This window comes from Curtobacterium sp. 320 (assembly GCF_031455235.1).
GTDB lineage: Bacteria > Actinomycetota > Actinomycetes > Actinomycetales > Microbacteriaceae > Curtobacterium.
In genome coordinates this window covers 631,495-656,128 of sequence record NZ_JAVDSI010000001.1, presented here as the reverse complement: position 1 = coordinate 656,128, position 24,634 = coordinate 631,495, and the positions used below count along the sequence as shown (strand labels likewise).

Sequence of the window (24,634 nt, the reverse complement as noted above, 5' to 3'; positions counted from 1 at the left end):
TGCCTGTAATTACAGCGGTGTCATTCGCGAGAGTCAAGTCGCGGATCATAGAAGGCACTGACGGTTCCGGCGTGTCATGTCCCCCGTACGGGCGTGTCGCGGCCGGTCTGTCGGGGTTTCGGGGGACAACTGACGCCCCCTCAGCCGGCCGCGACGGCCCGTCAGCCGATGCGGCGCCGGGCTTCCCAGGCGCTCGTGACCATCTCGTCGAGCGTGTGGCGCATCGCCCAGTCGAGGTCACGCGCAGCCGCTTCGCCCGTCGCGACGATCCGCGCGGGGTCACCGGCGCGTCGCGGCGCGATCTCGGGCTCGAACGCGATGCCGGTGCCCTTCGCCATGGCGTCCATGATCTGCCGGACGCTGACCCCGTCGCCGCTGCCGAGGTTGTACGCGCGCTCGAGGGTCTGGCCCGCCTCGAGCTTCTGCGCGGCGACCGCGTGCGAGTGCGCGAGGTCGGCGACGTGGATGTAGTCCCGCACGCAGGTGCCGTCGGGCGTGGCGTAGTCGTCGCCGTTGATCCGCGGCGTGCGACCGGCGAGCAGGGCGTCGAAGACGAGCGGGAAGAGGTTGTGCGGGCTGGCGTCGTACAGGTCCGGCTCCCCCGACCCGACGACGTTGAAGTAGCGCAGCGACGTCGTGGTGAAGCCCGCGGCGACCTCCATGTCGCGCAGCAGCCACTCACCGATGAGCTTCGACTCGCCGTAGGGCGACTCCGGCGCCTTCGGGGTGTCCTCGACCACGGTGTCGACGTCCGGCGTGCCGTAGACGGCGGCGCTCGACGAGAACACCGCCTTGGTGACGCCGTTCTCCGCCATCGCCCGGAGGAGCGTCGCCATGCCGGTGACGTTCTGCTCGTAGGTGTGCAGCGGTCGCTCGACCGACACCCCCGCGTACTTGAAGCCCGCGACGTGCACCACACCGGTGACGGCGTGCTCGCGCAGCGTCCGGGCCACCAGCGCACCGTCGAGGATCGTGCCCTCGACGAACGGCACGTCCTCGGGCACGAACGCCCGGAAGCCGCTCGAGAGGTCGTCGAACGCGACGGTGTCGATGCCCGCCGCACGCAGTGCTCGGACGACGTGGGACCCGATGTACCCGGCGCCGCCGGTGACCAGCCAACTCATGCTGGCCACGCTAGCGGAACCGGCGCGGCGTCAGACCGCCACGCGCTGCGGGTTCACGCACCCGTCGCGATGAAGACCGTCGACGCCAGACCGCTGCCGTTGTCGGCCTCGACCGTGACGTCGCCCTCGTCGGGGGTGATGTAGCAGGACTCCCCCTGGCGCAGCAGCGTCGCGGACTGCGCCCCGACGAGCGTCACCGCACCCGCCGTGCAGATCGCGATCGAGGGGCCGCGCAGCGGCGCGACCCCGCCGGAGGCCAGGCCGACCGGGCGTCCGTCCCCCGTGACGCGGAGCAGCGCGAACCCGACGCCGTCCGGCGCGAAGCGCTCGACGCCGGCGGCGACCGACTCGGGGGCCAGGACGGGTGCCGGGTACGCGGTGAAGTCGAGGACGTGCAGCAGCTCCGGGACGTCGACGTGCTTCGGCGTGAGGCCGCCGCGCAGGACGTTGTCGGAGGGGGCCATGAGCTCGATGCCGAGCCCGTCGAGGTAGGCGTGGATGTTGCCGGCCGGCAGGTACATCGCCTCACCCGCGGCGAGCGTCACGCGGTGCATGAGCAGGGACACCACGATGCCGGGGTCGCCCGGGTAGCTCGTGCCGAGGTCGCGCACGGTCGCGGTGTTCGGGGTGACGGCGTCGTCGGGCAGCGCGGCGGCGAGGTCGCTCACGGCCTGTACGACGGCCTGCGCCGAGGATTCGCCGGTCTCGAGCCACCGCACCGTGTCCTCGAGCCCGTGCTGCAGGTGCACGACCAGGGGGCCGAGCCGACCGGACCCGGCGTCGAGCGTCTCGACGTCGGCGAGCGTCTCGGCCACCGGGCGGAAGCCGCTCAGCGCCTCGAAGCGTTCGCTGAGCGCCACGACGAGCTCGGGCTTCGGGAACGGGTCCTTGTAGTTGCGGGCCGGGTCGTCGATCGGGACACCCGCCGCTTCCTCGCGCTCGAACCCCTCGCGCGCCTGCTCGGGTGTCGGGTGCGCCTGCAGCGAGAGCGGGGCGGCGGCCGCGAGGACCTTCAGCAGGAACGGGAGGCCCGTGCGGTCCGGTCCGAGGGCGTCCCGGGGCTCCGCGGTGATCCAGTCGAGCAGCGTGTCCGCGCCGCCGACCATCGCCGGGTTCACGACGACGCTCGGGCTGCCCGGGTGCGCGCCGAGCCAGAGTTCGGCCTGCGGTGCGCCGGTGACGGTCCGGCCGAGGAGCTCGGGGATGGCCGTGACGGATCCCCAGGCGTAGTCGCGGGGCGTGTTCGTGATGCCGAGGAACATGCGCACGAGCCTATCGGCGGTCGACGTGCGCTCCCCGGGTACCCTGGCGTCGTGACGAACACCTGGCCGTTGGCGCGCGGATCCGTGCCCGAGCGCGAGGCGTTCGCATTCGGCGCGACGATCCTGTTCGTGCTCTTCGCCGGTGACGCCGTGCCGAACACGCTCACGTGGGTCGGGGCGGGACTGCTCTGGGCGGCCGCCGGGGTCTGGGCCACGACGATCATCGTCCGGGCCCGCCCGCCGCTCACCCGGACACCGCGTGCGCTCTGGCTCTTCCTCGCCTGGTGCCTGGTGTCCGTCGTGTGGTCGCACTGGCGGTTCGCGACGATCTCGAGCCTCGCGGTCCAGGTCATCTGCGCGGGCGCGGCCTTCGCGATCGCCTCGACCCTGACGTGGCGGCGGATCACCGACGCGCTGAGCCTCGCGCTGCGCTGGGTCCTGATGGGGTCGCTGCTCTTCGAGGCCTTCGTCGCGGTCGTCCTCCGACACCCGATCGCACCGGCGTGGACGGACTACGGCGACCGGAAGATCCCGGACGCCTTCTACTTCTCACGCGCCGAGCTCTTCACCGGCGGGCGCATCCAGGGCCTCCCCGGCAACGCGAACCTGCTCGCGATGGTCGCGCTCCTCGCCGTGATCGCCGTCGCCGTCCAGTACGCCGAGGGGCGACTCCGACGCAACCGCGCGATCGGCTGGACCGTCGTGGCCCTCGTCGTCCTCGCACTCACCCGATCCTCGACCGTGCTGGCCGCCGGGCTCGTCGTTCTCGTCGCGCTCGCCGTCGCGCTCTGGATCCGCCGGGTCCCGACCGAACGACGGACACCGCGCTACCTCGCCGTCGCCGTCGGGGCGGTGGTCGTCGCCGTGCTCGGGTTCCTCGCCCGCGGCCAGGTGTCCGAGCTGCTCGGCAAGGGTTCGGACGCGACCGGCCGCGGCGTGATCTGGGAGCGGGTCATCGGGCTCATCCAGGAGCACACCGTCGTCGGCTGGGGCTGGATCGGCTACTGGTGGCCGGGCATCCCGACCCTCGCGGACCTCGCGCACCGCAAGGGCGTGACCTACCTGCAGGCGCACGACGCCTACCTCGACGTGTGGATGCAGACCGGTGTCATCGGCCTGGCGATCTTCTTGGTCTACGTGGTCACGACCCTCAGCCGGTCCTGGGCCTCGGCGACCCGGATCGGCTACGACGCGTCGCTCTCCCCCCGTCCGTTCGACCCGGTGTCGCTCCTGCCGCTGCTCGTCGTCGTGGCGCTGCTCGTGCAGTCGGTCGCCGAGTCCCGACTGCTCTACCAGGGCAACTGGGTCCTGTTCGCCCTCATCGCGATCAAGACCCGGATCGTGCTCGTCGGCGAGGAGCCGGTGTCCGCCGGTGACGGTCCCCGCACGCCCCCGGCCCGCCGCGAGTTCCGGACGCCCGCGCGCCGCTGACCCGAGCCCGCCCCGGCCTCCGGCACCGGTCCCGTCGTCACGGCCACTCGACCAGACGGTCGCACGGCACCGCGGCCCGCCACGGCGCGGTCCGGAGCACGACGGACGGCAGCGTCGGGTCGGCGCGACAGGCCTCGGCGGCCGCGGGGACCTGCGCGGACCAGACCGGGCCGGCGCTCCGCCGGGTCGCCCCCGGAGCGGCGTTCCAGGCGGCGGCGACGACCACCGCGGCGACCACGCACCACGCGAGCACGACCGCCACCAGCCGACCCGCGGCCGCCGACCGGCCGACTGCCGGACCGGACCGACCCGCACCGGCTCGACCCGCGCCTCCTGGCAGCCCCACCGACCCGATGACCACGGACGCCGCCACCACCGCTCCCGACACGAGCAGCAACCCGGACGCTGCCGCGTACCGCTGCGGCCCCGCCGCCAGCGCGGCCGGCCCGAGACCCACCCAGTCCTGCACCGCCGACCCGTTCGCCACCAGCGCTGCCCACCACACCACGACGGAGCCTCCGGCGAGGGCGACCACGACCCACCGCGCACGCCCCCGGCCGAGCACCACGGCCGTCACGAGCACGACCACCAGCAGCACGGTCGGCAGGACGACCACGCCCCACCCGTGCGCGTGCACCGTCTCCGCGACGACACCGACCCGACGGTCCCACGCGCCCCCGAGCGGCTGCAGCAGGTACCCGGCGAGCACGTCGGAGGCGCCCGGGTCGCCCGGCCGGGACGCTCGCGGGTCCGTGAGCGCCGTCGCGACCTGCACCGCGCCGGCCACCACCGCCGCCAGGGTGACCGGCAGCGGGCGGAGGTCCACCCGTCCCGTCGCCGTGCGTCGCAGCGGGAGCCAGGCGACCAGCAGGAGCGGGAGGAACAGCGTCGCCTGGACCTCGCTCAGCACGCCGAGGGCCGTGACCACGGCGAGCGCCACCGCTCCCCACCACGTCCGGGCACGGTTCGTGTACAGCCACGGCACCAGGACGAGCACGTACCAGTGCAGGTTCGCCGCGGTGCCGCTGATCTCGACGGGGGCGAGCGGCAGGACGACGGGGACCGCGGCGAGCAGGACCCGGAGCGGCCACGGCCGGACGACGTCGCCGGACAGCAGGAACACGAGCGCGCAGACGACCCCGACGACCAGGCAGGACATGCCCGACACCGCGACCGCGTACCGCTCGACGGGCAGGAGCCAGGCGAGGTCGACGACGACGCGCGGGACGAGGTGGCGGTACCCGGCGTACGGCTCCAGGACGGCGCCGGGGCCGAGTGCGAGCCGCTCGCGGAGGAACACCCCGCCGTCCTCGGCCCACACCGTCCCGCGGGTCACCGGGCCGAGCCGCCACCAGGCCACGGCCGTGGCGGACCCACCGACGACCGCAGCGACCGTCGGTGCGCCGTACAGCCGCCACCCGCGCGCCATGGTGCCGCGATCGTACCGCCGACATCGCGGATCGTGGATATCCGCGCGGGGGCGCACCCGTCGTGTCGCGGACGTCCGGGGCACGCCGATCGGGGCCGCCGCCGGGCGCGACGCCGGGGCGTCCACCTGCCGACGAGGCCGGATGGGCCAAGATGGTGAGGTGACGGACGGCCGGGTGACCAGACGCGTGCTCGCGCGACGGTACCTGTCGGCGTGGATCGGGTTCTCCGCGGGCGGCCGGTTCAGCCAGGCACTCGCGACCGTGATCGTGCTCTTCGCGTTCGCGCAACCCACGGTGACCGCGCTCGTCGGTCGCGCCGGTGTGTGGGCCGTGCTCGTCACGCTGTTCGTCCTCGCCGGCCTGAGCCTGCTCGGGCAGCGCTACCGGATCGAGTGGCACGGGGTGCTCCCCCTCTCGCTCTTGGCGTTCGTCGGGTACTGCGCGTTGAGCGTCCTCTGGAGCGAGTACTCGTGGGTGGCGCTCCGGGGGCTGGTCGGCACCGTCTGCTTCATCGGGCTCGGGCTCTACCTCGCGCTCGGCCGCGACCTGGTGCAGGTCATCCGGGCCTCCGGCGACGCCTTCCGGATCCTGCTCGTGGTCGCGCTCGGCCTCGAGGTCCTGTCCGGCCTCGTCCTCGACACCCCGATCCCGGCGTTCGGCATCCAGGGCAACATCGCGTACGGCGGCCCGATCCAGGGCATCGGCGGGACCCGCAACTTCATGGGCTTCATCGCCGCGATGGCGCTGGTGACGTTCGTGGTGGAGTTCCTCACCCGCTCGGTGACGATGTGGCGGGCGATCGGCTCGACCGCCCTCGCCGTCATCGCCCTGATGCTCGTGCAGTCCCCCATCACCGGGCTCGCGATGATCGCCCTGGCCGTGACCGCCCTCGCGCTGTGGTCGCTCCGGCACGCCCGACCGACGACGCGACCGGTGGTGAACGGCGTGCTCGGCGGGGCGGTCCTGCTCATGATCGGCCTCGGCATCGTCGCCCGGCACCGGGTCCTCGCCGAGATCGGTGCGGCCGGGGGCACGGCGACGCGGGTGGACCTCTGGGCGCAGATCCGCGTGTTCGTGAGCCAGTTCCCGATCCAGGGCTGGGGCTGGGTCGGCACGTGGCCGCACGAGGCCGTGGTGCCCTACGTGACGTTCATCGACCCGGCCGGGCAGCGGTTCACGTCGGGCCTCAACGCGTTCGTCGACGCCTGGCTGCAGATCGGGCTCGCGGGCACGATCATCCTCGCGGTGACGGCGCTGCTCGCGTTCGCGCGGGCCTGGGTCACGGCGACGACGTTCCCGGGGGTCGCCTACGTGTGGCCGGCGGCGGTGCTGGTGCTGCTGGGCGTCACGAGTGCGGCGGAGAGCTACCTGCTGCACGGGGCCGGGCTGATGGTGTTCGTCGCCGTCCTCGTGATCGCCGCACGGCGGCGGTCGTGGCGGCGGCACCTGCCGCGCGGCTGAGCGACTGTGTCGGAGTGCACAGGTGTGCTCCGCGATCCCCGATCCGTTGCATCGTGCACCTAGACTGCCGGAGACCGTCAGGGGGCGGTCCACGAACCTGGGGAAGAACCACATGCGCCTGCACCGACGCCTCGCACTCGCCCTGACCACCGCGCTCGTCGCCACCGCCGTCGCCGTCGTCGCACCGGTCTCGACCGCGCAGGCCGCGGCGCCGACGACCGGCCGGTACACGCCGATCGACACGACCCGCGTCTGGTCGGGCGCCTTGACGACGTCGCCGAAGGTGGTGAAGATCGCCGGGAACGCGGGGGTCCCCGCGAACGCCACGGCCGTCGTCGTCAACGTCGAGGTCGCCAAGCCCACCGCGGCCGGCTACGTCCGCGTCACCCCCGCGGGCAAGGACGCCACCGTCGCGACGCAGGACTTCGCCGCCGGCCAGACGATCGCGAACCTCGTCACCGTGCGGCTCGTGAACGGCTCGATCCAGGCGAAGCTCTCGAAGGGCACGGCGAGCGGGTACTTCGACGTCGCCGGGTACTACGCCGACGGCTCCGGTGCCACCTACACCCCGCTCGACGCCGCGCGGGTGTTCGGCGCCACCGTGGGCACCACGCCGACGCAGGTGCCCCTCGCCGGCCGCGCCGGGATCCCCGCCGACGCGACCGCCGTCGCCGTGAACGTGCAGGTCAGCAACCCGACGGTCGCCGGGTACGTCCGCGTCACCACGGCCGGGCAGGACCCCTCGGTCGTGACGCAGCTCTACTCGGCTGGTCAGGCGCTGTCGAACCTCGCGATCGTGAAGCTCTCCGACGAAGGTGCTGCCCAGGTGAAGCTCTCGAAGGGCTCGGGCACGGTCTACATGGACGTCGCCGGCTACTACTCGAACTCGTCCACCGGCTCGGTGTTCGTCCCGATCGACACCACCCGTGCGTTCGCCGGCTCGGTGTCCGCGACCGCGGGGACCATCCGACTGTCCGGCGTCGCCGGCGTCCCCGGGACCGCCACGGCCGTCGTCGCGAACGCCGAGACGACGAAGCCCACCGCGGCCGCGTACCTCCGCGTGACGCCCGCGGGCCAGGACCCCCAGGTCGCGACGCAGGTGTTCGACGCCGGCACCTCGGTCGCGAACCTCGTCGTCGCGAAGGTCACCGGGTCGAGCGTCGACCGCCGGGTGCAGGCGAAGGTGTCGAAGGGGTCCGCGCAGCTGCACCTCGACGTCGCGGGGTACTTCCTCGACGGGTCGAGCGGTTCCGGCTTCGGGGCCGACGTCTCGTGGCCGCAGGGCGGGTCCTCGTCGAACTACCCGTCGAACCAGGCGTTCGGCGTCGTGGGCGTGAACGGCTCGCTGCCGAACCAGACCAACGAGTCCCTCGCCCCGCAGCTCGCGTGGGCCGCGGGGTCGGCCGGCGGCACGTCGCAGCCGAAGGCGCAGCTCTACGCGCTCGCCGCGAACCCGGGCAAGGCCGCCTCGGTCTGGCCGTCGTCCAACCGGGACCCGTCGGGCACGACCGTGTCGAACCCGTACGGCACCTGCACGGCGAAGGCGTACACCAGCGCCTGCTCGTACATGTACGGCTACACCCGCGCCTACGAGGCCGCGAACACCCGCGGTGTCCCGAACCCCTCGTCGTACCGCTGGTGGATCGACGTCGAGACGGGCCTCTCGTGGCTCGGGGCCTCCGACGCGAAGGACTACCAGACGCAGAACCGCGCCGACATCGAGGGCATGGTCGCCGCGCTCAAGGCCGCGGGCGTGTCGACGATCGGCATCTACTCGACGGGGTACCAGTTCGGGCAGATCGTGGGGACCGTCCCGTCGACCTCGACGCTCCGCGGGCTGCCGAGCTGGATCGCGGTGGGCAACGACGGCGTCGCGGCGGCACAGAAGGCGTGCTCGGCCGGCGGCCTCACCGCGGGCAGCCAGGTGCGGATGGCCCAGTACGTCGTGGGGAACCAGGACTACAACGTGAGCTGCGTCTGAGACGCATCCCCTTCACGGACGGGAGGCGCGGGGGCCCCCGGGCCCCCCCCCCCCCCCCGGGGGGGGGGGGGGGGGGGGCCCCCCCCCCCCCGGCGGGGGGGGGGGCCCCGCCCCGCCAGGGGCGCGCCCCCCCGGGGGCGCGCCTGGGGGGTGGCCCCCATTCGGGGGGGGGTACCCTGTCCCACACGGTGCGGGGCGCCCCCCCCCCCCCCCCCCCCGGGGGGGGGGGGGGGGGCCCCGGGGCCCCCCCGCCTCCCGTCTGTCCGTAGCTCCGTTCTTCCCAGATCAGGTGCGATCCCTTGCAGGAACGGGCGTACCGGGTCAGAACTTTCCAGCAGGTACGCGCGAAAGCACCAGGTGCCAGGCGCGGGGCGCGTCAGCGACGTGCGCCGCGTCGGCGACCGAAGCGCCGCTGCAGGCCCCACTGGGTGGTGCGGAGCATCGCCTCGAGCACGATGGAACGACTCATCTTCGAGACGCCGTGCACGCGGTCGCGGAACCGGATCGGGACCTCGACGATGCGGCCGCCGAGGTCGTCCACCCGCAACGTCATGTCGACCTGGAAGCAGTACCCCTTCGAGTCGATCGAGTCGAGGTCCATCCGGGCGATCGCGTCGGCGCGGTAGACCCGGAAGCCGGCGGTGACGTCCCGCACGCCGATGCCGAGCACGAACCGGGCGTAGGTGTTCGCCCCGCGGCTGAGGACCTCGCGGTGGAGCGGCCAGTCGACCACCGATCCCCCGGGGACCCACCGCGACCCGATCGCGAGCAGGACGTCGTCGGCGCCGTCGACCGCGGCCACGAGAGCCGGGAGCCGGTCGGCCGGGTGCGAGCCGTCTGCGTCCATCTCGACGAGCAACGGGTACCCGCGTTCGAGCCCCCACCGGAAGCCGGCGACGTAGGCCGTCCCGAGGCCGAGCTTGCCGGAACGCTCGAGCAGGTGCACCCGCTCGTCCGCGGCGGCGAGCTGCCGCACGAGGTCACCCGTGCCGTCGGGGCTGGCGTCGTCGACGACGAGCAGGTGTGCGTCCGGCAGCGCGCCCAGGACGGCTGCGGCGATCGTGCGGACGTTCTCGGCCTCGTTGTAGGTCGGGACGATGACGAGCGCCGTGGCGCCCGCGGTCACCGGTTCTGCAGCCGACGCTTGATCTTGCCCGCGACGCTCCGCGGGCCCTCGGTCCGGAAGTAGTGCACGGCGCGACCGAGGTCGTGGCGGACGCCGTAGAGCTTCTTGCGGTCCGGGACGCGCACGCGCATGGCGTGCGGCTGGATCGTCGACGAGGTGTCGCGGACGCTCTTGTCGGCCGCGCGGATCGGGTTCCGGCAGAACTCGACGAGCGGGGCGAGGACGTTCTCCCACGTGAACTGCTCGCGCACGCGGTCGACGTTGCCGATGAACTCGGCGCGGGCCTTCTTGTCGAAGAGCGCCGTCTCGAGCGCTGCGGCCAGGCCGTCGACGTCCTGCTCGTGCACGGCGATGCCGAGCTTCTCCTCGGCGACGAGGTCACCGAAGGAGTCACCGGCGGTCGTGACGATCGGCAGGCGTGCCCACAGGTAGTCGAGGATCCGGGTGCGGAACGAGAACGTGGTCTCGAGGTGCTCGTAGTGCGTCGAGACGCCGGCGTCGGCCTCGAGCAGGTAGGCGCCGCGTTCCTCGTACGGGATCCACGCGTCGTTGAAGAACACGTTCTTGCCGGTCAGCCCGAGCGCATCGGCCTCGGCGCGCACCTTGGCGACGATGTCCATCTCGGGCACGTCCGGGTTCGGGTGCTGCACGCCCATGAAGAAGAGCTTCACGCTCGGCTTCTTCGCGGCGAGCCGGCCGATGGCGCGGACGAGCGTGATCGGGTCGAACCAGTCGTAGATGCCACCGCCCCAGACGACGAGCTTGTCGTTCTTCCCGATGCCGGGGACGACGCCCTTGACCCGCTGCTGGTCGTGCACCGGCGGCGTCGACGACAGGCCGAACGGCACGACGCCGATGAGCGAGCGGAGGTCGGGGTCGCGCGAGTACGTCCGGGCGTTCACACGACCCGAGCCGGCGAGCTGGCCGAGCCAGAACATGCGCTGCCGCTCGGAGGCGCAGATGAAGTAGTCGCCGAGTTCGAGCTGGTGGTTCAGGGTGTCCGACGCGTCGAGGATCTGCCGGTTCCACTGGTCGACGTCGTCGCTGCGGCCCTGCTCGAGCTGCTCGAGGTGCAGCGGGTCGTAGACGTCGACGACGAGGATCTTGCTCGTCGACTCGAGCACCGGGAACAGGCGGAGGGCGTGGCCCTGCACGATGATGACGTCGGCCCAGGCCTCGTGCTCGACCATCTGGCGCGGGTGGCGGTGCGGCACCGTGACGACCTCGTACGAGGGGTCGATCTGCGACGAGCGCGTGAGGCTGATGACCCGGACGTCGTGCTCGCCGGCGAGCTGCTTCGCCATCTGGGTCGCACGGATCGCCGGACCGGCCATCTTCTCGCCGATGGAGTCGCCCGTGATGATGAGGACGCGACGCCGGGTACCCACCTCGAGCACGCCGAGGGAGTGCACGATCTTGTCGTAGCCGGCCAGGTAGTTCTCGATCGGGTACGCCGGCTCGTCGCGGTTGCCGAAGAGGCGCAGGAGCTCGCGGTCGCTGCGCACGCGGGTCGCCTGGATCTGCCGACGCGACTCGGTCATCGACGGCAGCTGCTCGACGAACTGGTCGACGCCGTAGACGCCCGCCATCGCCGTCTTCGGCACGGGGATCGTCGGGACGCTGTCGTCGCCGGGGTTGCGGAGGTCGAGCTCGGTCGAGTCGAGTTCGCCACGACCGACGGCGCGACGGACGACGAGCGCGAGCGACCCGGGCAGGGCCGCTGCGAGCTGCTCGTCACCGAGGTTCTTGTAGAGCGTGAAGAGGGCGTTCCGCTCGAGGAGGTAGGTCTCGCGGAAGTCGCCGAACTTGTTCATCGACGCGTGGTGCTTGTGGAACGCGACGGACTTCGGCTGGTACCGGAAGCGCCAGCCGAGCAGGTTGAGCCGCCAGCCGAGGTCGACGTCCTCGTAGAACATGAAGTAGCGGTCGTCGAAGCCGTCGAGCTGCTCGAAGAGCTCCGCCCGGATGAACATCGCCGCGCCGGTGCCGAACAGCACGTCGGTCTCGGACTCCCAGCGCCCGGTGTCCGGCGAGCCCGCGAACGGCTTGTAGCCCATGCCGTACCAGGTCATCGCGGCCTCGGTGAAGTCGACGTTGACGCCTTCCCAGTCGAGGACCTTCGACGCCACGGCACCGATGTCCGCGCCGGAGGCGAACGTCGCCATGGCCTCGCGCACCCAGCCGGTGTCGGGTCGGGCGTCGTTGTTGAGGAACGCCACGATCTCGCCGGAGGACTTCTCGACGCCGAGGTTGCAGCCGCCCGTGAAGCCGAGGTTCGCACCGGCGTCGACGAGCGTGAAGTCGAGCTCCGACGCCTTCAGCCGACCGAGGTGCTCGGGGCCGGAACCGTTCTCGACGACGATGACCTCGAGCCGGTCCTGCGGCCAGTCCTGCTTGCGGAGCTCCGCGATGCTCGTCAGGGTGTCGTCCGTGCCCTTGTAGTTCACGAGGATGACGGACACGACTCCCGGCTTGCGCTCTGTCACGCGGTTCCTCCAGCAGCTGCCGCGCACCTGGCGCGGGTCGACGGGTCGGCCGCGGGGTGCCGACGGCCGATGACACCCTACAAGGCGCGCGCCCGCGCTCCCCTGTGATCAGCGCCGATTCGTGCAGAATGGCTCGGTGACCGCGACCAGCATCCCGACCGCTCCCACGTCTTCCCCCCTCGCCGCGGACTACGCCGCGATCGCCGCGGGCGACCACGCCGAGGGGCCGCGCGGGACCGTCCGGTTCGCGGTGTCGACGGACGACCCGGCCGAGGGCAAGGGCGACCTCTACGTCGCGCTCGGGCTGGCCCGGGCGCTGCGGGACGCCGGGTGGGGCGTCGCGATGTGGCCGATCACCCGCTGGGCCGACCCGGTCCCGGACGACACCGCCGTCGTGGTCGTGATGATCGAGTCCTTCGTGCCGGGCCGGGTGCCGCCGTCCACCGCCCTCGTTGCCTGGGTGCGCAACTGGACCGCGAAGTGGGCGGCCCTGCCGTACCTCGACGAGTTCGAGGCGATCTGGACGTCGTCGAGCACCGCGCGCGACGCCGTCGCCGCGCACTACGACGGCCCGGTCGAGGTCGTGCCGATCGGCGTCGACCTCGAGCTCTTCACGACCGACCCGGGTACCCCGCGGAGCGACCGTGCGGTGGCGACCGTGAACTTCTGGGGCGTCCGCCGCCACGTGCAGGACGTCCTCGACGACGTCCGTCCGGCCGAGCCGATCGTCTGGTTCGCCGCGAACGCCGAGCACGTCGACCCGTCCCCCGGCGTCGAGCTGCGGCCGATGGTCCCCTACTTCGCGCTCCCCGAGGTCTACCGGTCGGCGGCCTTCGTCGTCGACGACGTCATCGCGCCCGCCGCCGAGTACGGCACGTTGAACTCCCGCCTCTACGAGTCGCTCGCGTCCGGGGCGCTCCCCGTGACGGACTGCGCGCTCGGACTCGACGAGCTCGGCCTCGGCGAGGTCCCTGTGTTCGAGGACGCCGCGTCCCTCGAGCGGGCGCTCGCGATGCCCGCCGACGAGCGGACGGCGCTGGTCGAACGGCTGCGCGCCGTCGTGGTCGAGCGACACTCCTTCGCGGCGCGTGCGGAACAGGTGCGCCCGGTCCTCGAGGCGGCCATCGAGCACGCCCGGTCCCGCACCGGCAGCCGCTCCCCGTTCCTCCGCTGGGCGACGAACGAGCGCGAGGTCCTGCGGGTCGCCGAGCTCGAGCGCGACGTGCACCTGCAGGGCGTCCGCGACATCAACGAGCGGCTCGTCGTGGCCGAGCAGGCGGTGGCCTCGTTCGACGCCGCGCGTCGGCGTGCGGAGGAGGAGCGCGACACGATCGCCCTGCGGTACGACGAGCTCACCCGGTCGGCCGAGTACCGCCTGCTGCACCGCTTCGGCGGTCTGGCGCGCGCCGTGCGCCGCGGCACCGGACGCGGCTGAGCCGACCACGGACGAGACGGGAGGCGCCCCACCGGCCGGTGGGGCGCCTCCCGTCTCGCATCGTGGTCCGTCAGGCTGTCAGCGCACTACTTCACCGTGATCGTCCGGCACAGCGTGGTGTTCGCTCCCGCACCGGTGTTCATCGCGTACACGCAGACCTGCGTGCTGCCCGCCTTGTAGCCGGACACGGTCGTCGAGAACGAGTGGTTCGCGCCGTACCCGCCGTAGGTGGTGGCGATCGACGCCTTCGCCTCGTTCGCGGTGATCGACTTCGCGCCGGCGCCGTTCACGTACACGTGCACCTGGATCGGGGACGCGGTGTCCGGGTCGATCGTCCAGCCGCGCACCTTGACCTGGCCGGCCGCGGGCGAGGAGACCTCGTCGAGCAGCAGGACCGGGTTGCCGGAGGTCATCGCGACCGTGCTGCAGGCGCTGGCGTCCTTCCCGCCCCCGACGTTCGTCCCGACGACGCACACGGTGTGCTTGCCCGGGCCGATGCCGGTGAGGGTGGCCTGGAAGCCGTGCTTCGAGTAGTACCCGGGGTACGCCTTCGCCGCGGTGGCGCTGGCCTGGTCGGCCGTGCCCGTGGTGACCTTCTTGCCGTCGACCGTGTACGTCACACCGATCGGCTGCACCGTGTCGGGGTCGACCGCGTAGCCGCTGACCTGCAGCGAGCCGAGCGTCGGCGACGAACCGGACTCGATCTTCACCTTCGGCGGGCCGGTCGGCGTCTGGAACGTCGTGCAGACGTTGCTGTTGCCGCCGGGTCCCACGTTGATCGCGATGATGCAGAGCTGGTGCTTCCCGGCCGGGACGCTGCTGCGGGTGAACAGGATCGCGTGGTCGTCACCGTAGCCGGGCAGCGCCTTGTCGAGGCCCGCCTTGGTCTGGTCGGCCGTGAACGAGGTCAGGGCATTGCCGTCCAGGTACAGGTGCACGCGCAGCGGGGCGATCGTGTCCGGGTCGGCCGTCCAGCCGCGGATCTTGAGCTTGCCGGGAGCGGTCGACGATGCCTCGTCGATGACGATCCACGGCGAACCGCTCGCCTTCGTCACGGTCTTCGCCCCGAGCTGCGTCCACTTGCCCGTGGAGGTGTCCTTCGCCCACGTGCTGATCGTGTGCTTCCCGGCACCGATACCGCTGATCGTCGCCGAGTAGCCGTGCGCGTCGCCCCAGCCCGGGTAGATCTTCCCGACGTCGGCGCGCGAGGCGCTGGCGGTCCAGGCCTTCTTCGCCACGCCGTCCACGCGGAGCTGCACGGGGATCGAGGACTTCGTGTCCGGGTCGATCGCCCAGCCGCGGACGCTGAGCTTGTCCGCCGCGAGGGTGGCCTGGTCGAGCTTGCCGAACGGTGCCCCGGTCCGGACGGTCACCTGCTGGCAGCCGAGCAGCGCGTTGGCACCGGCGCCCTGGTTGATGCCGAACACGCAGACGTTGTGGCTGCCGCCGGAGATCCCGGTCAGGGTCGTCGAGAACCCGTGGCTGGTGTTGCCGGCGCCGAGCTGGCTGCCCAGGTCGGAACGCGCCCCGTCGGCCGTGATGGTCTTCTTGCCGACGCCGTCCACGTAGAACGCCACCCGGATCGGGCTCGTCGCGACGTCGGGGTCGTACGCCCAGCCGCCCACCGTGACCTGGCGGAACCCGGCGGTCGCGGAGTCGACGTGCCCGGCGGGCGAGCTGCCACCGGTGGGCGAGCCGAACCAGTCGGTGTACATGCGCCAGAAGTTCCGGTTGCCGTACGCCGAGCAGCTGTCACCCGTGCCGTAGAGGTTCGACATCGCGGCGGCGTTCGGGGTGTACGGCGTGTAGATGTACAGCCCGGCGGTCGCCTGGTTCTTGATGTAGACCGTCTTCCGACCGCACGCGGCGTTCGGGTTGTAGAGGATCGAGTTGTTGCGGCCGGCCTGGTACGCCCACGACGTCGGCGAGGCCTGGTAGCGCTTGAACTGCAGCGCGGCGGCGTACACCTGCTGGCCGAAGCCGTAGTACTTCGGGTCGCACGGCGCGGTGTCCGGGCACGCGAAGCCGGTGGCGTGCAGGTACATGTAGCTCGTCGGGCTGTTCGTCGTGACGATGCCCTGCTCCTTCTGCAGGAGCACGAGCAGGACCTTCTGGCTGATGCCGCACGCGGCGCCGACCTGCGCGATGACCGTGGCCGCCGACTTCACGCCGCCGTTGATCGCGGAGCACCGACCGGACACGGCGGCGATGCCGCTCATGTTCTGCGAGAAGTTCTTGAGGCACGCCGGGCCGCCCGATGCCTGCTTGCAGTTCGGCGCGACGCTGTTGAGGAACGACTGCACGGACGACGAGCTCATCGCCGACCCGTTGTAGAAGTTCACGTCGCTGATGATGTTGCCCGGGTCGAACGACGCGGCGGTCGCGGCCGAGGCGGACGCCGTCGTCGTCTGCTCGGACAGCACCGTGCCGAAGGTCAGGCCGCTCACGGCGACCGCGAGGGCGGCCACGAGGGCGAGGGACGACCGCAGCGGGCGTCGTCGCCCGTCGGTTCGGATGGATCGCATCACGGCACCTCCGCCGTCATCGGGTCGGACGTGGTCGACTGCGCGCCGACCCGGTAGTCGAGGGTGATGGACCAGGTGCCGCTGGACACCTGGGCCGCCGGGAAGGACACCTGCGCGCAGTTCACGGAGGACGCGCTCGCCTCCGCCGTGCTGGTCAGGGTCCGGGTGACACCGCTCTTCGTCGCGGTGAACGTGCACGTGCCCGACGTGTTCGTCGTGCCGGACACGAGTCCACCGGCCTGGAGCGTCCGGCTGCCCGTGTCCCACCCGGCGTACGTGACGACGGCGGTGGCCGGGAAGTCCGACGGGTCGTCGTCGGGCTCGGTCGTCTGGCCGGAGCCCGGGAACGCCGAGGGGCTGTCGTCCGCGTCGTCGGAGCTGCTCGGCGACGGGGTCGACGAGGGGCCGGACGTCGCGGTCGCCGATGCGGTCGGAGTCGGTGAGGCGGACCGCGTGGGCGACGCGGTGGGGTCGTCGTCACTCGTGGCGGAACAACCCGCCGCGAGGAGACTGAGAACACCGACCACCGCGAACGCAGCGATCGGCCGTGACGCGAAGTGCATGCTGACGGGCCGTCCTGTGGATGTTGACAAGGGTCCGGGTTGCGTCAACGGTAACCCCAAAGTGAAGGTTGAGGGTTCAATCCGCGCACATTCACCCCCGCACGGGGGCGGACGACAGGTGTCGCCCGGTCCGCAGCGCGCACCGGCGTCCTGGGTGATGCGGTGAGTATGCTGTTCCGGTCCTGCCCCCACGAACGAAGAGACACATGGTCGATCAAGCCCGCATGGCCGCGCTCGCGAAGGAGCCCCTGGTCGTGGTCGGCGCTCCGACGAGTGCCATCCGAGGAACCTGGCGAGAACTGCGCGACGTCTTCCGGCAGCGCGAGATGCTCGGCATGCTCGTGCGCCGCGACCTCAAGGCGCGGTACAAGGACTCGGCGCTCGGGTTCGTGTGGACGCTGGTGCGCCCGCTGACCCAGCTCCTCATCTACTACTTCGTGATGGGGCAGATCCTCGGCGCGGCCAAGGGCATCGACAACTTCGCGATCTACGTCTTCACCGGCCTGAGCGCCTACACGCTCTTCAGCGAGATCGTCGCGGGTTCCACCAGCTCGATCGTGGGCAACAGCGGGCTCATCAAGAAGGTCTACGTCCCGCGCGAGGTCTTCCCGCTCGCGAGCGTCGGTGCCGCGCTCGTGAACTACGTCATCCAGTTCGCCATCCTCATCGCCGCGACCCTCGTCATCGGGGTGTTCCCCTGGCACGAGGGACTCGTCTACCTGATCCCCTCGCTGCTCGTCATCCTCGTGTACGGCGCCGCGATCGGGCTCGTGCTCGCGGCCCTCAACGTCTACCTGCGCGACGTGCAGTTCCTCATCGACGTGGGCCTCATGGTCCTGCTCTGGGCGTCCCCCATCGTCTACTCGTACTCGATGGTCGTCCAGCGGCTGAAGGTCGACTGGATCCTCGCGGTGTACACGAACAACCCCCTCACGCTGTCCGTCCTCGGGATGCAGAACGCCATCTGGCTGCACGACCCGGCGAAGGTCGTCTACCCCGACCACCTCATGCTCCGACTCGGCATCGCGTTCGTCATCGGCCTGTTCTGCCTCATCGGCGCGCAGCGCGTGTTCTCACGCCTGCAGGGCAACTTCGCGCAGGAGCTCTAGACCCATGGCCATCAGCACCCCCGTCGCACCCACCGCCCAGCAGCGCGGCGACGAGCGCCCCGACGTCATCGTCATCGACCACGTCCGGAAGCGCTTCACCGTCCGCAAGGACAACACCATCCGCGAGCGGATCGTCACGCTCGGCCGCGCCGGCCGCAAGCACCGCCAGGACTTCTGGGCGCTCGACGACGTCACCGTGTCGATCCAGGCAGGGACCACCGTCGGCCTCATCGGCCAGAACGGCTCCGGCAAGTCGACGCTGCTCAAGGCCATCGGCGGGATCATCCAGCCGACGTCCGGCACCGTCTCGCGCCGGGGGCGGCTGGCCGCGCTGCTCGAGCTCGGCGCCGGCTTCCACCCGGACCTGTCCGGCCGCGAGAACGTCTACCTCAACGCGGCGCTGCTCGGTCTGAGCCGCAAGGAGACCGAGGCGCGGTTCGACGACATCCTCGCGTTCTCCGGCATCGGCGACTTCATCGACACCCAGGTGAAGTTCTACAGCTCCGGCATGTACGTGCGACTCGCGTTCGCCGTGGCCGTGCACACCGACCCCGACGTGCTGCTCGTCGACGAGGTCCTCGCCGTCGGCGACGAGGCGTTCCAGCGCAAGTGCCTCGACCGCATCCGCTCGTTCCAGGAGCAGGGCAAGACGATCATCATCGTCACGCACTCGCTCAGCCAGGTGCAGGAGATGTGCGACCGGGTCGTGCTGCTCAACAAGGGCAAGGTCCTGCACGACGGGGACGCCGTCCAGGCGGTCAGCAAGTTCCGTGACGTGCTCGAGGAGCGCCGGTCCGGCGAGCTCAGCGCCGACGTCGCCGTGGGTCGCGGCACCGTCCTCGGGGCGACCGTGCACGCCGACGGCAAGGAGCACCGGGCACCCGTCACGCCCGGTGACGACCTCGTCGTGGACATGGAGTTCGAGCACCTCGACGGCGTCGCCGACTGGGAGGCCGCCGTCCAGATCAACAACACCGCCGGTCAGGTCGTCTACGGCACCACCACCGGCATCATGGGCGTCACGCTCCAGCCGCTGCACGGGCGCCGGAAGCTCCGCCTCCGGATCACGGACACGAAATTCGGCACCGGCAAGTACTTCATCAACGTGTCGATGATGGACTCCGCCGGGCGGCACCTGCACGACCTGCCGGAGTGCGACTCGTTCGAGGTCCCGTCGTTCGGCGACGCCGTCGGCAGCGTCTACGCGAAGCCCTCCATCGAGGAGCTCGGCTGACGCCCACCGACGGCGCCTCCCGCACCGCGGTCGTCGTCGTCAACTGGAACCGTGCGGACCTCACGACCCGGGCCGCCCGCGCCGTGCTCGACGACGGCGCGGCCGACCAGGTCATCGTGGTCGACAACGGGTCGTCGGACGACTCCGTCGCCGTGCTCCGCCGCGCGCTGCCCGAGGCGACGGTGCTGGTCCGCGACACCAACGGCGGGTTCGCCGCGGGCGCGAACACGGGCATCCGGCACGCGGACGCCGACGTCGTCGTCCTGCTCAACAACGACGCCGAGCCGGCTCCGGGCTTCGTCGCGGCCCTCCGCGACCACCTCGACGCCGCCCCTGCGGCCGTGGCGGCAGTGACGGGCCGCATCGTGCTCGCCGGGCGCTGGTCGCGCCTCCAGGCCGGTGCCCCGGCCCCCGCCGGACGGGCGTTGCGCGACCACACCGGCCACCTGTGGGTGCCCGACGCGGACGGCGAGGTCCGCCTCAACTCGACCGGCGTGCGGGTCGACCGCGACGGCAACGGCATGGACCGCGACTGGTTCGGCGCGGCCGACCAGGCGGCGGTTCGCGACGTGTTCGGGTTCTCGGGCGGCGCCTCCGCGCTCCGGAAGGCCGCGCTCGACGACGTCGGACTCCTCGACGAGTCGCTGTTCATGTACTACGAGGACACCGAGCTCGCCTGGCGGCTCCGCCGCCGCGGGTGGCGCGTCGAGTACGCGGCCGACGCGGTCGTCGAGCACGACCACTCGGCGTCGTCCGGCGTGCAGAGCGACCTGTTCGTCTTCCGCAACGCCCGCAACCGGCTGGTCGTCGCCCTGTGGCACGCGCCGTGGCCGACGGTCGTGCGGGCTGCGGTCCGGACGACCGCGCGCGGCCTGTTCGGACTGCGTTCCGGTCGCACCCGACGGGAGGCGCGGCTCGTCCTGGCAGCGCTGGCCGACGTGACGGGGCACCTCCCCGCGCACCTCGCGCGGCGGCTCCGTGAGACGCGGGTCGCGTCCGTCCCGCGGAGCGCCGTGGACCCGGACGCATGAGCGGAGCGGGCTATCCTGGGAACTCCCCCGTCGACGGTCCCGGCCGCGGCGTCCCCGGCCGGAAGGAACCTCGCGTGCCGCAGCTCACCGTCCTCATCGACGGGACCGCGGTACCGCGCAACCTCGGCGGTGTCGGACGTTACGTCGAGGGGGTCGCGTCGCACCTCACCGACCCGTCGCTCGACGTGCACCTCGTCGTCCGGCCCACGCACGCCGCGCACTTCCGCGACGTCGCACCGCACGTGACGCTGCACACGGCACCGGCGTGGACCGACTCCGTGCCGCTGCGCTTCCTCTGGGAGCAGACCGGGCTGCCGGCGCTCGGCAGGCGGATCGGCGCGGCGGTGCTGCACTCCCCGCACTACACCTTCCCGTTCTCGTGGCGCCGCGGCTCCGTGGTGACGCTGCACGACGCCACGTTCTTCTCGAACCCCGAGTGGCACTCCCGCCTGAAGCGCACGTTCTTCACCTGGTGGAGCCGCCGATCGCTCCGGACCCGTCCGGTCGTCATCGTGCCGAGCGCCGCCACCGCGACCGAGGCCGCACGCGTGGTGTCCGGCATCCGTGCGGACGTCCGGGTCGCCCCGCTCGGGGTCGACCGGACCGTGTTCCACGAGCCGTCCACCGCCGAGGTCGAGGACGCCCGCATCGCCGCGACGCTCCCCGACGACGCGTCGTGGATCGCGTTCCTCGGCACGATCGAGCCGCGCAAGAACGTCACCGCACTGCTCGACGCCTACGCCGCGGTCCGCGACGCCCGCGCGGTCACGGGGTCGGACACGCCCTGGCTGGTGCTCTCCGGTGCCCGCGGCTGGGACGAGGCCGCGATAGCCCGGCTCGACGCGCTGCAGGACGCCGACCACGTCATCGAGGCCGGGTACCTCCCGCTCGAGGACCTCTCCGGCTTCCTCGGCGGCGCCGAGTTCGTCGTGTACCCGTCCCTCGGCGAGGGCTTCGGCCTCCCGGTGGTCGAGGCGATGGCGACCGGCGCGTGCGTGCTCACCACCCGGCGGCTGTCGCTGCCGGAGGTCGGGGGCGACGCCGCCGCCTACACCGAGCCCGACACGTCGGCGCTGGGGGCGGCGATGGCCGCACTGCTCGACGACCCCGCACGCGTCGCATCGCACCGCGCCGCCGCACTCCGCCGGGCCTCCTCGTTCACGTGGGAGGCCACGGCCGCCGTGCACGTCGACGCGTACGCCGCCGTCGCCGGGACCGTCGCCGGGGCCGTCGCCGGGGGAACACGATGACCCGGGTCGCGGTGCTCACCGTCACGTACAACACCGGTGAGACGATCCGGCCGTTCCTCGCGAGCATCGCTGCGGCGTCCAGTGACCCCGTGGCCGTGGTGATCGCGGACAACGGCTCGGCCGACCTCGACGCACTGCGGGCGATCGGCGAGTCGTACGGCGCCGTCGTCGTGTCCTCCGGGGGCAACCGTGGCTACGGCGGCGGGATCGACGCGGCCCTCAGCGCACTCGACGACGTGCTCCCCGACGTCCGGCCGGAGTTCCTGCTCGTCACGAACCCCGACGTGGTTCTGGCCCCCGGTTCCGTCGACGAGCTCGTGGCCGCCGCCGACCGGCTGCCGTCCGGCGGGTCGTTCGGTCCGCGGATCCTCGACGAGCAGGGCGACACCTACCCCTCGGCGCGCCAGCTCCCGTCGCTCCGGACCGGCCTCGGACACGCGGCGTTCTCGCGCTTCTGGCCGGCGAACCCGTGGAGCCAGCGGTACTGGTCCACCACCCAGGTCGTCGAGCGCGAGGCCGGCTGGCTGTCCGGCGCGTGCTTCCTCATCCGGACGTCGTTGTTCCGCGAGCTCGGGGGCTTCGACGAGTCGTACTTCATGTACTTCGAGGACGTCGACCTCGGGCAGCGCGTGGGGCTCGCCGGGCGGGCGAACGTGTACGTGCCGACCGCCGTGGTCACGCACACCGGGGCGCACTCGACCTCGTCGAACCGGCGCCGCATGGAGATCGAGCACCACCGGAGCGCCTACCGGTTCCTGTCGCGGAAGTACCGGGCGTGGTGGCTGTGGCCGCTGCGGGCGGTGCTGCGCGTCGGACTCGCCGTCCGGGCGCGCTGGGTGACGCGCAAGTAGCGCGCGCGGCGCAGCTGCGGCTGCGGCTGCGGCTGCGGCTGCGCACAACCAAAACCACTTCGCGCCGCGCCTTCCCGCGGTTCGGCGCGGCTTTGGTTGTGCGGCAGCGCGCCCGCCCCCGCGTCGAACCACGATTCCGACGTCGAACCGGGCGCGCAGCCTGGTTCGACGTCGCGAACGTGGTTCGACGCCGCCGCGGCGCACCGCGCCGCGCGCTCGGCGGCGCAGCGTGCGGCGGCGCACAACCGAAACCAATTCGCGCCGCGCCTTCCCGCTGTTCGGCGCGGCTTTGGTTGTGCGGCGGCGCAGGCGCGCCCGCGTCGAACCACGAATCCGACGTCGAACCGGGCGCGCGGGCTGGTTCGACGTCGCGAACGTGGTTCGACGCGGCGCGGCGGCAGCCGCGGCTGCCGCCGCGGCCGCGCAGCCGGCGGCGCGCCGCCGCAGGCGCGCGGCGCGCTCAGCGCCGCAGGCGCCCGCGCTCGGCGCGCGCGGCGTCGAGCAGCACGCGGGCACGGGCATCGAAGGAGTGCTCGGCGGCGATGCGCGCGGCCACCTCGGCACGCGAGGCCTCGGCGGGCCACGGGTACGCCGAGTCGAGCAACGCCGCGAGGTCCTCCCGCGACCCCGCCACCGCCAGCGTCGGCACGTCGAGCACCTCGCCGAGCCCGACGACGGGGTCGGTCACCACGACTCCCCCGGCGGCCAGGACGTCGAACACCCGGTTCGACACGAACCCCCCGGCGGCCATGTCCGGCCAGTGGTCGTTCAGCACGACACGGGCGGACGCGTAGGCACGGGCAACCTCGGCCCGGGACAACGACGGCGCCCCGAGGGACGACTCCGGCACGACGTCCTCCCACCCGGGCCCGTGCACGCGCAGGTCGGCACCGAGTGCGACCGCGTCCGCGACGACGGGGCGAGCGGCGCCGCGGGTGGAGCCGACGAAGACGACGCGGCCGGCGTCGGGCCCGGACGACACGCCCGGCCGGAACACCGCCGGATCGGTCGCCTGCAGCAGTGTCCGGACCGGCACGCCCGCCCGCGCACTCGCCGCGGCGGCCCATGCCGGACCCGCCGCGAACGCCCGGTCGAACGACCGCAGTTCGGTGTCCGCGACGTCGTCCGGGTGGCTGATCACCCAGAGCAGGTTCACGGACGCCGGGTTCGGCGGCACCCGGTCGAGCCCCCGCACGACGAGCGTCACGTCGTCCGCGCCGTCGTCGTCCCGCACGTGGGCGTCGCGGCGGTCGACGCGGACCCGCTGTCCGAGCCGCTCGAGCGCGGCGGCGAGCTCGGCGGCGAAGTGCACATCGCCCCAGCCGTCGCCCTCGGGTCCGGCGGGCGCGGCGATCTTCAGCGACCACGCGAGCTGCTCGGTGGCCGACACCGTCGGGGCCACGGGTGCCACCGGCCGAGCGCCCCACGGCGGCACCGGTGGCCCGGCCACGACCGAGCCGGTCCCGTCGACGGCGCGGTCGCGCCACGCCGAGACGGCGTCGACGGTCGCCGCATCGACGGTGCGCCCCGCCTCGTCCGAGCGCTCGAGCGCCCAGACGAGCGCGACGTCACGATCGGTGCGGTCCGCGACCGCGCGGCTCCAGGCCGACAGCGTGGTGCGTTCGTCCGGGAGGCACGGTGCCGGTACCAGCGCACGTCCGGGCATCGCCAGTGCGGGTTGGTCCGCGGCGAAGACGGTCGCAGCGGCTGCGGTGTCGCGTGCGGTGAGGATCGTCGACCGGAGTCCGTCGTCGCCGGGGACGACCGACGCGGAGTCGTCGCTCCAGGGCAGCGCCCCCGGCCGGAGGAGCCGGGCCCCGTGGCGTGCGGAGCCGTCGGCGAGCCAGACCCGGGCCTGCGCCACACCGTGCGCACCGGCCTCGGCGAGCACCTGGAGGTCCTGGTCGGTGACGCCCACCGTCGAGTCCACCACGACGAGCACGCCCCGCACCCCACCGACGACCCCGGCGTTCACGGCCGATCCGATGCCGTCGACGGCGTCCGGCCGCACCCACGGCACGCCCCGGGGCGACGGCAGGACCGGGGAGGCGTCCGCGACGTAGGCCACGGCACGGACGTCCACCTCGGGACCGAAGGCGGTCCGGGCAGCGATGACCATCGCGGGCAACCGGTCGTGCCGGTCGGACCGGCTGACGAGGAGCACGGTGACGCCGGTCTGCCGGACCTGCGCCGGGCCGTCGAACCCGGCCACCCGCTCGGGCTGCGCCGCCGTCGCGGACGGGTGTCGCGCCTCCTGGACCGCATCGGGGCCGGAGGGCGTCGCGTCGCGACGGCGGCGTCGACCGAACCAACCAGAGCCGGGCGCCACGGGGTG

The 24,634-nt window shown here is 72.6% G+C and carries 17 protein-coding genes; 9 read left to right on the top strand and 8 right to left on the bottom strand.

Annotated features, from left to right (window positions below; genetic code table 11):
- Positions 1–161: 161 nt before the first annotated feature.
- A complete protein-coding gene (galE, locus tag J2X60_RS03130) occupies positions 162–1,124 on the bottom strand; it encodes a UDP-glucose 4-epimerase GalE (protein WP_309779913.1) in 963 nt (320 codons plus the stop codon).
- Positions 1,125–1,177: 53 nt separating this feature from the next.
- The gene (gene manA / locus J2X60_RS03125; protein WP_309886457.1) at positions 1,178–2,386 is read right to left on the bottom strand and encodes a mannose-6-phosphate isomerase, class I; all 1,209 of its coding nucleotides are present in this window, start codon (positions 2,384–2,386) and stop codon (positions 1,178–1,180) included.
- Between the two features lie 51 nt (positions 2,387–2,437).
- Between manA and J2X60_RS03120 the strand changes: the two genes are divergently transcribed.
- Positions 2,438–3,817 carry an O-antigen ligase family protein gene (locus J2X60_RS03120; RefSeq protein WP_309886456.1) on the top strand — a complete coding sequence of 460 codons (1,380 nt, stop codon included), beginning with the start codon at positions 2,438–2,440 and terminating at the stop codon, positions 3,815–3,817.
- Positions 3,818–3,854: 37 nt separating this feature from the next.
- Here J2X60_RS03120 and J2X60_RS03115 read toward each other — a convergent pair whose 3' ends face one another.
- Positions 3,855–5,246 carry a hypothetical protein gene (locus J2X60_RS03115; RefSeq protein ID WP_309886455.1) on the bottom strand — a complete coding sequence of 464 codons (1,392 nt, stop codon included), beginning with the start codon at positions 5,244–5,246 and terminating at the stop codon, positions 3,855–3,857.
- Between the two features lie 175 nt (positions 5,247–5,421).
- On the opposite strand from J2X60_RS03115, the gene J2X60_RS03110 reads away from it, so the two are divergent.
- Positions 5,422–6,708: an exopolysaccharide production protein gene (locus J2X60_RS03110; RefSeq protein WP_309779917.1), complete on the top strand. Its 1,287-nt coding sequence runs from the start codon at positions 5,422–5,424 to the stop codon at positions 6,706–6,708.
- A 112-nt stretch (positions 6,709–6,820) separates the two neighbouring features.
- Positions 6,821–8,689 (top strand): hypothetical protein, encoded by a 1,869-nt coding sequence (locus J2X60_RS03105; RefSeq protein ID WP_309886454.1) that lies wholly within the window; start codon positions 6,821–6,823, stop codon positions 8,687–8,689.
- A gap of 376 nt (positions 8,690–9,065) precedes the next feature.
- Here the strand turns inward: J2X60_RS03105 and J2X60_RS03100 are convergent, their stop codons facing one another.
- Positions 9,066–9,815 carry a polyprenol monophosphomannose synthase gene (locus J2X60_RS03100; protein WP_309779920.1) on the bottom strand — a complete coding sequence of 250 codons (750 nt, stop codon included), beginning with the start codon at positions 9,813–9,815 and terminating at the stop codon, positions 9,066–9,068.
- Positions 9,812–12,301: a glycosyltransferase gene (locus J2X60_RS03095; RefSeq protein WP_309886453.1), complete on the bottom strand. Its 2,490-nt coding sequence runs from the start codon at positions 12,299–12,301 to the stop codon at positions 9,812–9,814. Before J2X60_RS03095 ends, J2X60_RS03100 begins: the two co-directional genes overlap by 4 nt.
- Positions 12,302–12,437: 136 nt before the next feature.
- On the opposite strand from J2X60_RS03095, the gene J2X60_RS03090 reads away from it, so the two are divergent.
- Positions 12,438–13,736: a glycosyltransferase gene (locus J2X60_RS03090; RefSeq protein WP_092386509.1), complete on the top strand. Its 1,299-nt coding sequence runs from the start codon at positions 12,438–12,440 to the stop codon at positions 13,734–13,736.
- Positions 13,737–13,822: 86 nt separating this feature from the next.
- Here the strand turns inward: J2X60_RS03090 and J2X60_RS03085 are convergent, their stop codons facing one another.
- Positions 13,823–16,261 carry a hypothetical protein gene (locus J2X60_RS03085; RefSeq protein ID WP_309886452.1) on the bottom strand — a complete coding sequence of 813 codons (2,439 nt, stop codon included), beginning with the start codon at positions 16,259–16,261 and terminating at the stop codon, positions 13,823–13,825.
- Positions 16,261–16,824: a hypothetical protein gene (locus J2X60_RS03080; protein ID WP_071295758.1), complete on the bottom strand. Its 564-nt coding sequence runs from the start codon at positions 16,822–16,824 to the stop codon at positions 16,261–16,263. Before J2X60_RS03080 ends, J2X60_RS03085 begins: the two co-directional genes overlap by 1 nt.
- 206 nt (positions 16,825–17,030) lie before the next feature.
- Between J2X60_RS03080 and J2X60_RS03075 the strand changes: the two genes are divergently transcribed.
- The 5 genes from J2X60_RS03075 (at position 17,031) to J2X60_RS03055 (ending at position 22,299) form a co-directional block, all read left to right on the top strand.
- Positions 17,031–17,933: an ABC transporter permease gene (locus J2X60_RS03075; RefSeq protein WP_070418482.1), complete on the top strand. Its 903-nt coding sequence runs from the start codon at positions 17,031–17,033 to the stop codon at positions 17,931–17,933.
- A 4-nt stretch (positions 17,934–17,937) separates the two neighbouring features.
- Positions 17,938–19,167 carry an ABC transporter ATP-binding protein gene (locus J2X60_RS03070; RefSeq protein ID WP_309886451.1) on the top strand — a complete coding sequence of 410 codons (1,230 nt, stop codon included), beginning with the start codon at positions 17,938–17,940 and terminating at the stop codon, positions 19,165–19,167.
- Positions 19,086–20,198: a glycosyltransferase family 2 protein gene (locus tag J2X60_RS03065; protein WP_309886450.1), complete on the top strand. Its 1,113-nt coding sequence runs from the start codon at positions 19,086–19,088 to the stop codon at positions 20,196–20,198. The genes J2X60_RS03070 and J2X60_RS03065 overlap by 82 nt, the downstream gene beginning before the upstream one ends.
- Positions 20,199–20,272: 74 nt before the next feature.
- A complete protein-coding gene (locus tag J2X60_RS03060; protein WP_309886449.1) occupies positions 20,273–21,448 on the top strand; it encodes a glycosyltransferase family 1 protein in 1,176 nt (391 codons plus the stop codon).
- Positions 21,445–22,299, top strand: a complete 855-nt coding sequence (locus tag J2X60_RS03055) for a glycosyltransferase family 2 protein (RefSeq protein WP_309886448.1) — start codon at positions 21,445–21,447, stop codon at positions 22,297–22,299. The genes J2X60_RS03060 and J2X60_RS03055 overlap by 4 nt, the downstream gene beginning before the upstream one ends.
- 460 nt (positions 22,300–22,759) lie before the next feature.
- Here J2X60_RS03055 and J2X60_RS03050 read toward each other — a convergent pair whose 3' ends face one another.
- The gene (locus J2X60_RS03050) at positions 22,760–24,511 is read right to left on the bottom strand and encodes a glycosyltransferase (RefSeq protein ID WP_309886447.1); all 1,752 of its coding nucleotides are present in this window, start codon (positions 24,509–24,511) and stop codon (positions 22,760–22,762) included.
- Positions 24,512–24,634: the final 123 nt, after the last annotated feature.

Bases quoted from the DNA above. Each gene is read 5' to 3' on its own strand.
- galE (WP_309779913.1), bottom strand. From the start codon at position 1,124: ATGAGTTGGCTGGTCACCGGCGGCGCCGGGTACATCGGGTCCCACGTC.
- manA (WP_309886457.1), bottom strand. From the start codon at position 2,386: ATGTTCCTCGGCATCACGAACACGCCCCGCGACTACGCCTGGGGATCC.
- J2X60_RS03115 (WP_309886455.1), bottom strand. From the start codon at position 5,246: ATGGCGCGCGGGTGGCGGCTGTACGGCGCACCGACGGTCGCTGCGGTC.
- J2X60_RS03105 (WP_309886454.1), top strand. From the start codon at position 6,821: ATGCGCCTGCACCGACGCCTCGCACTCGCCCTGACCACCGCGCTCGTC.
- J2X60_RS03085 (WP_309886452.1), bottom strand. From the start codon at position 16,261: ATGCGATCCATCCGAACCGACGGGCGACGACGCCCGCTGCGGTCGTCC.
- J2X60_RS03080 (WP_071295758.1), bottom strand. From the start codon at position 16,824: ATGCACTTCGCGTCACGGCCGATCGCTGCGTTCGCGGTGGTCGGTGTT.
- J2X60_RS03075 (WP_070418482.1), top strand. From the start codon at position 17,031: ATGGTCGATCAAGCCCGCATGGCCGCGCTCGCGAAGGAGCCCCTGGTC.
- J2X60_RS03070 (WP_309886451.1), top strand. From the start codon at position 17,938: ATGGCCATCAGCACCCCCGTCGCACCCACCGCCCAGCAGCGCGGCGAC.
- J2X60_RS03055 (WP_309886448.1), top strand. From the start codon at position 21,445: ATGACCCGGGTCGCGGTGCTCACCGTCACGTACAACACCGGTGAGACG.